The 13,283-nt window shown below is 38.1% G+C and carries 7 protein-coding genes; 2 read left to right on the top strand and 5 right to left on the bottom strand.

Going from position 1 to position 13,283, the window contains the following annotated elements:
* Window positions 1-186 precede the first annotated feature (186 nt).
* Window positions 187-2,184 (top strand): putative porin, encoded by a 1,998-nt coding sequence (locus K5G00_RS02085; protein ID WP_238763905.1) that lies wholly within the window; start codon window positions 187-189, stop codon window positions 2,182-2,184.
* Between the two features lie 47 nt (window positions 2,185-2,231).
* Window positions 2,232-3,617, top strand: a complete 1,386-nt coding sequence (locus tag K5G00_RS02080; RefSeq protein ID WP_238763903.1) for an MltF family protein — start codon at window positions 2,232-2,234, stop codon at window positions 3,615-3,617.
* On the opposite strand, the gene K5G00_RS02075 is transcribed toward K5G00_RS02080, so the two are convergent.
* The 5 genes from K5G00_RS02075 to K5G00_RS02055 form a co-directional block, all read right to left on the bottom strand.
* Window positions 3,604-4,227 carry an NUDIX hydrolase gene (locus K5G00_RS02075; protein WP_238763901.1) on the bottom strand — a complete coding sequence of 208 codons (624 nt, stop codon included), beginning with the start codon at window positions 4,225-4,227 and terminating at the stop codon, window positions 3,604-3,606. The two genes, K5G00_RS02080 and K5G00_RS02075, sit on opposite strands and share 14 nt — an antisense overlap.
* A 111-nt stretch (window positions 4,228-4,338) precedes the next feature.
* On the bottom strand, window positions 4,339-6,879 hold the full coding sequence (locus K5G00_RS02070; RefSeq protein WP_238763899.1) for a hybrid sensor histidine kinase/response regulator transcription factor: 2,541 nt from the start codon (window positions 6,877-6,879) through the stop codon (window positions 4,339-4,341).
* Between the two features lie 108 nt (window positions 6,880-6,987).
* Window positions 6,988-8,595, bottom strand: coding sequence for a ligand-binding sensor domain-containing protein (locus K5G00_RS02065; RefSeq protein WP_238763896.1), 1,608 nt, complete (start codon window positions 8,593-8,595; stop codon window positions 6,988-6,990).
* A gap of 113 nt (window positions 8,596-8,708) precedes the next feature.
* Complete coding sequence (locus K5G00_RS02060) at window positions 8,709-11,549, bottom strand: TIM-barrel domain-containing protein (RefSeq protein WP_238763895.1); 2,841 nt, start codon at window positions 11,547-11,549, stop codon at window positions 8,709-8,711.
* An 80-nt stretch (window positions 11,550-11,629) separates the two neighbouring features.
* A complete protein-coding gene (locus K5G00_RS02055) occupies window positions 11,630-13,108 on the bottom strand; it encodes a cellulase family glycosylhydrolase (protein WP_238763893.1) in 1,479 nt (492 codons plus the stop codon).
* Between the last annotated feature and the right edge of the window lie 175 nt (window positions 13,109-13,283).

Genomic DNA, 13,283 nt, shown 5'->3' with positions numbered 1-13,283 from the left:
GCCAGCGCCGATGGTACTGCGTAAAAGTGGGAGAGTAGGTCGCTGCCAAATTTATTGAAGCCCGTGTTCTTACTTGAGCACGGGCTTTATTGTGTATAAATGTTGTTAATTAACGTGAAAAGTTTCTAAGTTTTCAGTTTAACATCGATGCTTTTTTTAGTTTTGTTCTCGAATTACTTGGTTTGTATGAGAAAACAGATAAATAAATATCTTCTTTTTATCATAATTGCTTTTTTACCTGTGCTTGTGTTCTCACAGCGGCCCAGCGAATTTATGAATGAAGAAGAAAGTCAGCCAAGTAAACCACAAAAAGAAATTAAACCTGAAATAAAATTGTGGCAGCTTTCCGGTTATGGAGCTTTTCAGGATTCAAGCAAATTAGATACAATGCTGAAAGATTTTCGTTTGTATCATCCGGTATATAAAAATTCTATAACAGCAACTTATCTTGGAAATTATGGTTTGCCCTATTTGGATAATAATTTTTTCGAACGAAAAACAGATATTGACTTTTTTTTCCTGCGTACCAGGGAAGCTTATCTTTTAACACCATCCAAACTAAAATATTATAATACCCGCACTCCTTATACGGTTTTGGATTATAGTCAGAGCGAGAATAAAAGCCGGAAAAGTGAAGCAAGATTTAACGTACTTCATACTCAGAATGTGAATCCATATTTAAATCTTACATTCCGTTATGACCAGGCTCGTTCTGATGGTCAATATAACTATCAGGATAGTAAAAATAATTTGGTATCGCTCTATTCGAACTATAACAAAGATGAATTAAAAATACACGCGGGATTTATAGCTAACAGTATTCAAAACAGTGAGAATGGAGGATTGGAGGCTGACAGTTTATTGCTGGGTGACAGAGAAACAGAGTATTTGAATGTTAACTTAAACAGCACCCGGTCGAAGTTTACCAACACGTATTTTTTTGCAACGGGAGAATATCGGTTTGGGAGACACATAAAAGTAGATACAATTCCTCCACCGGAACCTGTTTCTGAAGACGAAGAGGGGGGAGCTCCTGTGCCTCCTTCAGAAATTTTTAAGCCAATTGTAGGCTTGATGTATTCTGTTGAATACCAACGCCACTATAAACAGTTTACCGATGAAGAAGATACAACAAATACCTTTTTCCCAAATACTTATTTTGGTGATGATTATGTGAAAGATTCTATTCGGTTCAATAAGATTTCAAATGTCTTTCAAATAAAGCAATACGAAAACCCGGATAGAAAAACGAGTTTTGGGAAACGGGCATTTATTGGGCAGGAATTTGTTAAGGTTACACATCCGGGACCAATTCCTGACGTCTATAATCGACCGCAGGTTAGCAAATATTCTAATGTATATCTCGGGGGAGGTATTTTTAGGCAAACAGGCGATTTTTGGCAATGGAATGCCGAAGGAAAATTTTATGTGGTTGGCAGGAATATCGGACAAACTGAAATATCAGGAATAATTTCAAAACCATTAAGGCTTTTTAATGATTCACTGGCGGCATTCAAAGTTCGGGGAGCAATCGAGAATACGGTGCCGGATTATTTTCAGGAAGAGTTCTATTCAAACCATTCGAAGTGGAATAATGACTTGGATATGGAACAAAGTATGACCATAGAAGGTAGTTTTGAAATGCCAAAACACAGGCTGGAATTTGGAGCTAACTATGCCCTTATAAACAATTACATTTACAATGACACCCTTGGGGTTCCTGCACAAACAAATGAAGAATTACTTGTAATTGCGGCCTATATTGATAAAGATTTTAGCGTACGTAATTTGCATCTCAGAACCCGCTTGCTATATCAAAAGGTATCAAACGAGAAGTACATTCATCTGCCCGATTTTTCTGCTTTTGTTTCCGCTTATTATCAGTTTGTTATCTCAAAGGTATTATACACTCAATTGGGGGTTGATACCCGGTATTATACGTCGTTTTATTCCGACGCCTATGAGCCTTCAACAGGATTGTTTTACCTTCAAAATGAAAAAAAGACAGGAAATTTTCCGTATATTGATGCGTACGCCACTTTAAGGCTGAAAAGAACCCGTTTTTTCTTTAAAATGATTAATATAGGGACCAGTTTCATAGAAAGGGAGTATTTTACTACCCCTCATTACCCGATGAATCGAATGACGTTCAGATTTGGAGTTGCCTGGTCTTTTTATGATTGATGAAGTATTTTTTTCTACATAAAAAATCAACTGTAAAAATTTTCTTTTTGTTGGTTTGTTTTCTCTGTTTATTCTCCTGTAACCATACGAGCCGGGAAAAGAAAAAGAAGGAAACTGTCCAATCTGAGTCAAACGACCTGGAGCGGATAAGTAGTACCGGAACATTACGTGCAGTTGTTGACTATAACTCAACAAATTATTTTGTATACAGGGGAAAACCCATGGGATTTAAATATGAATTATTAAAACAATTAACTTCTGATTTGGGGGTGAACCTTGAAATAGTTGTAAGTAATAATTTGGCAGAAACGTTTAACGGACTTCAAAATAAAAGATTCGATTTAATTGCTAAAAATTTAACCGTGACAAAACAACGAAATTCGTTGGTTGATTTCACAGTCCCTTTGGAACAAACCAGACAGGTTTTAGTGCAGCGGAGTCGTGAAAATCAATTGGATTCGGTTTATGTGAATTCAACTCTTGAACTTGCCGGAAAAGAAATCCATGTTCAGAAAAATACCTCTTATTACAGAAGAATGGTAAATTTATCGGAAGAAATAGGTGAAGATATTCACATTGTTCAGGATACTGTTTACGGGGTGGAACAATTGATTGCTTTGGTTGCTGAAGGTGAAATTAATTATACTGTTTGCGATGAAAACATTGCCTTGTTGAATAAAATGTACTATCCCAATTTGGATGTTTCTTTAAAAGTAAGTTTTCCGCAAAACATTGCCTGGGCTGTAAGAAAGGACTCAAAAGAGTGGAAAGAATATTTAGATAACTGGATCTCGAAGTTTAAAAGGTCAAGAAAATACCATGTTTTATATCACAAATATTTTGAAAGTCCGCGAACTGCGGAGCGATTGGGAAGTGATTTTCACAGTATATCGGGGGGGAATATTTCAAAGTATGATAATTACATTAAAGAATTTTCAGAGGAATACGGTTGGGACTGGCGTTTAATAGCTTCAGTTGTTTACCATGAATCGCGTTTTAATGCGCAGGCTGAATCATGGGCGGGAGCATATGGATTAATGCAAATCATGCCTTCGACGGCACGTTCATTAGGAGTTGAGAATTTTGAACGACCTAAACAAAATATTAAGGCAGGTATTCTTTTACTCGACTGGCTGGATGAACAGTTAAGCGAATCAGTAAGGGATTCAACAGAGAGGATAAAATTTATACTTGCGTCGTATAACGTGGGTTTGGGACATGTAAAAGATGCACAAAGACTTGCCCGTAAGTATGAAAAAAACAGCGAGATTTGGGACGACAATGTTGATTTTTATCTTCGAAACAAATCAGCGGAAAAATACTACAAAGATCCTGTTGTTCGTTGGGGATACTGCCGAGGGGAAGAAGCTTACTTATACGTTTCTAAAGTGCTTAATAATTATCAACATTACCTGAATGTCATTCCTGAATAAAAGATAAATCGTCCATTATATCATAAAATTCAGATAAAATCATGGCAGTGGCTCCCCAAATGATTTCACCGTCAAATTTTATACAGGGCACTTCAAGAACTCCTATATTGGTTTTAATACTCGTCTTTTCAAAATGATTTTTATATTTCAAGATAGGAAGCAAAACCATCTTTTCCACCTCATCTTTGTTAATGCTAAAAGTCGGCTTTTTATTTAGCCAGCCAACAATTGGTTGAATCTGGAAACCGCTCACTTCAACGTACAACTCTGAAAGCATTCCGAGTATTTCAATCTGATTTTGGTGAACTCCAATTTCTTCGTAGGTTTCGCGCAGGGCTGTTTCAACCGCATTTTCACCTTTCTCAATTCGGCCTCCCGGCAGTGCAATTTGACCGGCGTGGTGTTTCATGTGTTTTGGTCTTTTTATCAGGCACCCGTATAAATTGCTGTTTTCAACATATAAAGCGAGTAAAACACTGCTGTGTTTTAGTTTGTTTCGTTTTTCGGGTGTAGCAACCAGTTTGCGGCTCGGGGGAAGCATCTTTTTATGCGATGACTCACCGGGAAGTGTAATTTGAAGTGCTTTTTTTATTTCGTTTTGAAATGCCATGGGGCAAAAATAAGAAATGGATTTTTAAATAAATTGTTTTTAGTTGTTTTGAAAGCATAAAATCAAAACGAGAGTCGTTTCAAATTGTTGTAAAGGAAAGCGCTTGCAGGATCAACTAAACTTTTTCTTGGTGTCGTCGGAGATGTTGATATTTTTAAGACGGTATTTTGTAATGTACACGGAAGGAAGTTCTCCATAAAATTTTTCAAAATATTTTGAAAAGTAACGTGGACTGTTAAAACCTACATGATAAGCTGTTTCTGAAACTGTCAGCTGGCTCGATTGCAAAAGATCAGCGGCTCTTTTTAACCTGATTGTGCGAATAAACTCAATGGGGGTTTTATCGGTTAGTGCCACCATTTTTTTGTACAAGCTTACCCGGCTCATCCCCAACTCTTTGCTCAAATCTTCAACGGTGAAAGAAGAGTCTGAGATGTATGTTTCAATAGTTTGGAGAGCCTTTTTTATAAATATCTCGTCCTGCGAATTGACTTCAATTTTTTCAGGATTAATACCAATCATCGACTGGTAGGACAACCTGAGTTGTTCGCGTGTGTTGATCAGATTTTCAATTCTCGATTCAAGAATCCGAAAATCAAAAGGTTTCGAAATATAGCCGTCAGCACCTGATTCAAAACCTTCAACTACTGGTTCTGTTTCAGTTTTGGCAGTAAGCAAAATTACCGGAATATGTTTGGTTTTGCGGTTGGTTTTAATTGTGGTACAAAGCCTGATCCCATCCATAACCGGCATCATAATATCGCTTACAACCATGTCGGGAAGCTTACTTTCTGTCAATTCCCATCCCTGCTCTCCATTTTCAGCCTCAAAAATATTATACAGCTTTTTTAAGTTGTCTTTTAAATAAAAACGAAAATCAGGGTTGTCTTCAACAAGTAGAACTGTTTTTTTTGCATGATTATGTGTAATATCCTCTTCCAGTAAGGTGCTTTGAGTGGGCTCTTTTTTACTTTCTGTAACCTGATTTTTATTTTGAGTACTATAAGAATCAATTTCTTCTTTGGAAAATAATTGAGCCGGCAATTGAACTGTAAATGTACTTCCTTTACCAACAATACTTTCAACTTTTACTATACCTCCCAAAATAGTAACATACTCGTTCACCATGGAAAGCCCTATTCCACTGCCCTGGTTTGTTATCGAATTGGGCAAATCGTTTTGGTAAAAGCGGTCGAAAATACGGGTTTGCTGTTCGGGGGCGATTCCTATTCCGGTGTCTTTTACAGTTATTTGTACGGTAGCAGTTTTCGATTCTGTATTTTGGTCCGGTATTTCTATGTCAAGATTTACTTTGCCTTTTTCGGGGGTAAATTTAAATGCATTTGAGAGAAGGTTGGTAATAATTTTATCGGTTTTGTCTTTATCAAAAAAAGTGAAAAACGCCGGTGTTTGGGATTTGAAGTCGAACTCAATTTGTTTGTTTTGAGCCAGATCTTCAAATGATAAACTAAGCTCACGGATAAATTTAACCATATCACCCCAATTTTTTTTGGCTTCCGGTTTCTGAACTTCCATTTTCCTAAAATCCAGCAGTTGATTTACCATGGTTAGCAATCTTCGTGCATTTCGCTGGACCAATATCAGGTGATTTCTGTTTTTTTCATCATGAGTTTGGGAAATTAGTTTCTCGATGGGGAAAATTATCAACGAAAGCGGGGTTCTGAATTCATGGCTTACATTGGTAAAGAATCTGGTTTTTAAAGCATCCAATTGCTGTATTCTTTCCGCTTCCCGATGTTCCTGTTCGGCTTCAAATTTTAGTCTGTGACGTTCGAGCATTATTCTTCTCGAAAAAAGAACCAGGGCTACAAAGAGTATAAAATAAAGAACAAATGCATAAATGCTTTTCCAAAAAGGAGGAAGGATTTCAATTGTTAACGGAGGCTGCATTTCTGTCCATTCATCTCCATCTTCTGTTACCCTGATTTCCAGCTCATATTCTCCGGCATTGAGGTTGGTAAAAGTAATGTCGTTTAAACGTTCATCTACCGGGAGCCATTCATCGTTAAATCCTGTAAGCCGGTACTCAAAACTGTTTTTTTCCGGGTGAAAGAAGTTTAGTGCTGCAAATTCAAAAGAAAAAACATTTTCGTTGTGCCGGAGTGTAATTTTGTCATATTCGGTAATTGATTTTTCAAGAATGATACGATTTCTAAACGGTATGTTAACAGGAACATTTTGATTAAAAACTTTAAATTCAGTGAGAACAATTTTATTTTCGGTATTTTGTTCTTTTATTTTTTCCGGGATAAACAGGTTAAAACCGTTGGCCCCGCCAAAAATAAGTTCTCCTGAACGTGTTCTATATGCCGCCTTTTCGTTAAACTCTTTTCCCTGAAGTCCATCCGGAATGTTGTAATTGTTCACTTTTATATTCAATTCGTCGAGAGAAGGATGTTGCTGCGTATTTGCTACCGAGATTTTTGAGATACCATTTGTGGTCGATATCCAGATATTGCCTTGTTGATCTTCCTGAATGGTTTTGATGTTGGAACTTGCCAGTCCGTCTTTTTCGGTAAAAACTCTGAAACGCGATTCATTTCTATCTAAAACGTTTACTCCCTGGTGTGTGGCTATCCATATAAACCCACGCCCGTCTTCGAGTAAGTCAATTGTATTTTTATCACTCAATTTTCCATGCGTTCCGGGCTCCGGAGTATAATGATAAAAACGTTTTGTTCCGAGGTCAAGTCTGTCCAGTCCATCGGAAGTTCCAAGCCAAAGATTGTTTTGCGAGTCTTAAATTATAGAAACAACAAAATTGGATCCCACTGAATTGATATCTTCTGTATTATAATGATAGAATTCGGTTTTTTCGCGGTCGAATAAGTCAAGGCCGCCGTTTAAAGTTCCAATCCACAGATTTTGTTTTGAGTCTTCATAAATTTCCCAAATACGGTCATCAGCTAACGAACTCGGATTTGAAGGATCGTGCCTGAATGTTTTGAACTTTTTCCCGTCAAAACGGTTGAGCCCGCCAAAGTAGGTTCCTATCCACAGTATTCCGGCCCGATCGATAAAAAGTGAAACGATAACATTGTTGCTGATACTTTCCGGGTTACCGGGATCGTATGTGAATGTTTTGTATGAATTGTTTTGCCGGTCAAAATATATAAGACCTCCGCCGTTTGTCCCAATCCATAAATTTCCTTTACTATCTTCTGCAAAACAGTTCACGTCGTTGTATGGCAGACTGTTTGGGTCAGAGGGAATATGACCAACATGTTCAAACCGAATCAGATTATTATGATAGTAACTTAACCCTTTTTTATATGTTCCGGCCCAAATAATTTCTTCGGAATCTTTAAAGAGGCAGGTAACACTGTTTTGACTGATGCTGTATCGATCATTACGGTTATTTACAATGTAAGAAACCGATTGGCGTTTTTTATCAACAATGTTAATACCACCATGATCTGTCGCCAGCCAGATTTTCCCGTTTTCGTCCTCTTCAACCGATGAAACGAGGTTATTATTTAAGCGAATGGGATAAGAGGAATTTGTATAGTTTTGAATTTGATTAGCCGAAGAACTGATATGAAAAACACCATTCGGACTACCGGGGGAACAAATCCAGACATCGTCATCGCTGTCAACAAACAAACTGAAACTGTAAATTTCACTTGTCAGCCATTTATCCAGTTCGAATTCTTCAAGAATTTGAAAGTTACTTGGAGTAATCTTTTGAACTACTCCTGAGTTTGAAATAACCCAGAGATTTCCCTGCGAATCTTCATCAATGCCATAAAGATAATTATTACTTCCGGCCTTTTCGGGGGGGGGCGGATACGGAATTGAATCTGTTTTTTCGCTTTTTGGTGAATATTTATAAAGCCCGAAGTCTCTATTTACAAACCACATATTGCCAGCGCTGTCTTTAAACAGATTTTGTAAAGTGTTTAATGGAATTGATGTATTTTTATAATAATTTCCGGCTCTTTTAAACGATTCACTTTTAGGATCATAAATAACAAAGTTCTGGAGTGAGCGAATCCAAATATTCTGATCAATGTCTTCAAAAAGAAAATCAATACTATTAAAAGGAATGGATGTAGAGTCGTATAAATTGTTCAGATAGATTTTAAAATTGGTTCCGTCAAAACGGTTTAATCCACGGTCGGTCCCAAACCACATAAACCCCCTGCTGTCTCTCAGAATCGCTCTTACCTGATTGTTGGAAAGCCCGTCGTTTAGGTCAGTATGCATAAACTTATACTGTTCTCCTGCATGGCCTTCGTCAGCAGCAACCGGAAAACAGCAAATGATAGTAAGCAGAATAACCTGAAATACAATATTTATTTTTGTTTTTGCTGAAATTAGAATCATCATCAAGGTCTTAACATCCAAAAGATACAAGAATTTTGTATTAATCCTGTCCAACAAAACAAAAATGTAAAAAAAACGGGAAACTGGAAATTACTTTCACGTCTCCCGTTTGTATCTAACTTGCTAAACAAACATTACAATAGTTGTATTTTTATCTCTTTCCCTTTATATGTCACTGTTTCAGCTACTCCGTCTTCAGAGAGGAAAGGAAGTGGCTTGTTACGGGTAATTACTTTTATTCTGAAGACTCGCGTGGGAATCATACTGTCAAATTTACCTTCGCGTGAAAGAATGGTCAGGACTTTTTCCTTTTCAGAATAGTCAAAACTGATGGTGCTGAATTCGCCTTTTTCGTAGTCGTAATTGGTTCCTTCATCTTCGTATAAATTAAATGAGGCATCTTGTCCTGCATAGACGTATATGTCAATCGGTGCATCTTTTTTCTGACTTGTATATTCAATCTCCGGGCCAACCGGAATAATTGAACCCTCTCGCACAAACAGGGGCATCCTTTCGTAAGGGGCTTCTGTGTTTACTTTCTGTCCTCCTGCATAATATTCGCCGGTATACAAATTAAACCAACCGCCGTTATTTGGAAAATATACATCCCGTTTTCTTGCCTTGTATTCGTACACCGGGCAAACCAAAAGTGAAGGGCCAAACATGTACTCATCGCCTATGTTTTGTACTCTTTTGTCAAACGGAAAGTCCATGGCCAAACCGCGCATAATAGTGTAGTCGTTGTGATAAACAGCACCTGTTAAGCTGTAAATGTAAGGCATAAGCCGGTAGCGCAATTTGTTGTAATACAGCATTGATTTGTAAGCCGGGTGACTTTCAGGTGCCAGGTTCCAGATTTCACGGTACGGAAACTGTCCGTGTACCCTGAATAAAGGAACAAAAGCGCCAAACTGGTACCAGCGTGTGTTTAATTCCCGCCATTCATCCATTTCCTTTGAACCTTCTGTAGCTTGTTCAAATTTTTTCTGAACGCTAAAGCCTCCAATATCCATGGTCCAGTAGGGAAGCCCCGACATCGAAAAGTTAATACCTGCCGGAATTTGTGCTTTTAAATCTTCCCAGCATGTTCCTATATCTCCGCTCCAGGTGGTCGTTCCGTAACGTTGCATGCCGGCAAATCCTGAACGGGTTAAAATAAATACCCGGTCGTTTGGATTTTTTTCACGCTGGCCTTCGTAAATTCCTTTGGCATTCATCAACGCAAAAGCATTAAAGTACTTTGTTGATGGGCCGAGCGCCGTTGGATTCATTAGTTGTTTGCGGTATTCTACGCTGGCGTTCGATAAAATATCGGGTTCTGTTGCATCGAGCCACCATGCATCAATCCCTTTTTCATATAAATGTTCATCAATCTGTTCCCAGAAAAGTTTACGGGCTTCTTCGTTGTACGCATCATAAAACGAACCAAGATAACCCGGGTAAATCCAGTCGCGAATGCTGTCCTTAACGGCTTGTTTATATATCCACCCTTTTTTTTCAAATTCGTTATAATGTTCTGTTCCTACATAAAATTTTGGCCATACCGAAATTAAAATCTTTGCGTTGTTGTCGTGTATTGATTTAATCATTCCTACAGGATCGGGAAAACGAGTTTTCTCAAATTCGTGACTTCCCCATTTGTCAACTGGCCAGTACGACCAGTCCTGCACAATGTTGTCTATCGGAATATGTCTTTTCCTGAATTCTTTTAAGGTATTGATCAGTTCATCCTGGGTTTTGTATCTTTCGCGGCTCTGCCAGAATCCCATTGCCCATTTGGGCATCACCTGTGCCTTGCCTGTCAGCTTTCTGTATTTGCTGATAACCTCGTCGATTGAATTTCCTTTCATAAAATAGTAATCGATTTGATTCCCCATTTCAGAAGAGAAAGAAATATCATCCTGTTGGTTTGCAGGAAGCGGTGAGAGTGCTTTTAATCCAATATATGAAACTCCTCCATCCGGAATCCATTCCAGTTTTAACTTGTATCTTTTCCCGGCTTTCATATTCCACTGAAATTTTGCTACCGAAGGATTCCAGGCGGTCCGCCACTTATCTGCCATTAACTGGCCGTCGATCCATATTTTTGTATAACCTGCGTAATACAAAAGAAAACGGAAAATGCCTGATTCTTCTGGCTGGAGTTCTCCTTCCCAGGTAATTTTGGCATGGTTAAAGTCAAATCCTTCCGGGAATTTTTCTATTGTTTCCAGGTTTTCATAATCTATCGTTGATTCATCACGCGTTATAAAAATATGGTCGTTATCGGTGTTGTTGATATAAGTTGCTGTTAAGCTCCCTTCGTTGCCATTAGCATTAAAGAGTTTGAACTGATTTATTTGACCGTAGGGGCGCGGATCACCAAAGCGTGAAAATGAATAATTATCCCAAAGTAGTCCGTAGTTTTTTGTTGAAACGATAAATGGAACCGATACTTTCGTGTTGTACTGAAACAGCTCTTCGTTTTTTCCCTTGTAGTTTATTTCATCGGCCTGGTGCTGCCCCAGACCGTAAATAGCTTCGTCTTTCGATGATTCAAAAACCTGTTGAACAATGTATCCTTTTATTCCGTCAACTTCAATTTCTTTTAAGCTTTTCCCTCCGCCTTGTTTTTCCTCAAGAAGAAGATTTTCGTTCTCGTCTGAGAATTGTATTTCTCCTGTTGTTTTTGAAATTTTAATTTTTGTTTTTGAAGTTGAAACAATCAGTTTATCTTTTTCTTCTTTTACCTCAAATTCAACCGGTTTTGTATCGGGTAAAACAACCAGGCTTTTCTCGGTACTAAACGTTCTTGTTGCTGAAGCTGAAATTTTTATGATTTCTTCGTCAACAGGTGAAACAAGGATAGCTTTTGCCGCATTTGTTTTTGCACCAGAAGGATATAAAATTATGCCGTTGCTGCCTGCTTCCCAGTTTCTTTTTGAGCACGAAATACTTATAAATGCTATTAGAATAACTGTCAAAATATGCTTCATCGGTTCGTTTTTATTAGATTGTGAAATACGATGTTTCTCTGTTCTTATTTATTTTTTGGTATTTTTAATGGTTCTGTTTTTCAAAATGGGTAGATTCCGGCACTGGCCCCCTCTATCAAGCCGGTGTATGATTGTTGATCACTTATTAGATTTGTTTCTCTGTTAAAAATACCGCTACCGTTGTCCCAGAAAAAAGGAACCAATCCATTATTTTTTGCTTTTTCCACTACATTCTTATAAAAATAGGCCAGTGACTCATCGTGTTTTTCCTGCCAAAGCTGGTTATAGGGGAATGTGCGGTGTATTGCTCCAAATTCTCCTAAAATGACTGGTATTCCGTTATCTACGAATTTAGTTTTCATCTTTTGGAACTGCGCCACTAAATAGTCTTCTTCACAATTCCAGTCGGGATAACGACCTTCAGCACCTTCGAGGTGGTAAGGGGCTCCCCAGAAATAGTAAACGTCGCCCCAGCCGGCATCTTCGGTTAGCCCGCAAAACTGCCATGGAGTATAATAATGTACTTCTGCGAGTAGTCTGTTGTCTGTATTATCCGATGGAATTGTCATATATGTGTCGGCTTTGTCAATGTCGGTAAAGGGAGTCTGAACAACAAGATTCCGGTAAGCATTTTTTCCACCTGTAGCACGGACAATATCAACAAAGGTTTGCATATATGCAGCAAGTACGTCTACTTGCACCTGATTTTCGGCGTTCGGTTCATTTGCTCCTGCAAAAAGCAAATGCTCGTCATAATCCCGAAAATAAATCGCAATTTGTTTCCAGATCGTTTCCAGCTTTTGGTTTACCTCATTTTGTTTTTCGGGTGTGCAGTTATTTTCCATCCAGCCGCCATCCCAGTGAATATTTAAAATAGCGAACATATCGTTTTCAATACAGTAGTCCACTACTTCTTTTACACGTGTAAGCCAGGATTCCTGTATTTTGTATGTTGTTTGCTCTTCCAGGTATTGATCCCACGAGCATGGGATGCGGACGGCATTAAAACCGGCTGCTTTTACAGCTAAAATTAAGTCGGCGCTTGCCTGTGGATTTCCCCAGACTGTTTCGCCTCCAATCGCTTCAAGCGTATTTCCTAAGTTCCAGCCCAGATATATTTTTGATGCAATGGTTTTTGCATCACTTTCCATTCCCGTATTATCAGGTTCAATATATTCAGGCAGGTGTATTTCCGGCTCACCAGCCTCCTGTGAAATTGAAATTGTAATATCGTCAACATTTAAAGCCGTTATTGTAAAAGTGGTATTTCTTTCCTCTTCCAGTTCGTTCGCATCGGCAGTAATGGTAACTGATGCATTTCCTTTAGTGGTTTGAATAGAGGGGCGGCACCACGTTGAAGAAGAATTAATATTCCAGGTCGTATTTGATGCTATTGAAAAGGTTTTTGTGCCGCCTTCTTTTGTAAAATCAAACGATAGCGGAGCAACAGAAAGTTCAGCAACAAATTCTTCAGGAGGAATAATTTCTTCCTTTTTTTTGTCACATCCAAATACAAAGAACAAAAGAAGGAGAACGATGATTATTAAATTTTTTTTCATACGTAAAAGTTTAATTAGATTATTAGTTCTCTCAATTCTTACAATTTAGCTGCGATGAAAATTCCATTTCCGGAAATTCATAATAAATTAATTCTAAAAGTATGGACCTGGAGAAGAATACATGTGAGAAAATGTTTTTGCTTGGTGTATGAAGTGTTAATGCGGGTGTGTAAAA

Source organism: Maribellus maritimus (genome assembly GCF_022267315.1).
In the GTDB taxonomy this organism is placed as follows: Bacteria; Bacteroidota; Bacteroidia; order Bacteroidales; family Prolixibacteraceae; genus Draconibacterium; species Draconibacterium maritimum.
Note: the sequence above shows the minus strand (reverse complement) of the source record. Positions and strands in the feature narration are given on the sequence as shown.

Excerpts from the sequence above, each read along its gene's own strand:
- K5G00_RS02060 (WP_238763895.1), bottom strand. The coding sequence starts at position 11,549 with ATGAAGCATATTTTGACAGTTATTCTAATAGCATTTATAAGTATTTCG.
- K5G00_RS02085 (WP_238763905.1), top strand. The coding sequence starts at position 187 with ATGAGAAAACAGATAAATAAATATCTTCTTTTTATCATAATTGCTTTT.
- K5G00_RS02055 (WP_238763893.1), bottom strand. The coding sequence starts at position 13,108 with ATGAAAAAAAATTTAATAATCATCGTTCTCCTTCTTTTGTTCTTTGTA.
- K5G00_RS02075 (WP_238763901.1), bottom strand. The coding sequence starts at position 4,227 with ATGGCATTTCAAAACGAAATAAAAAAAGCACTTCAAATTACACTTCCC.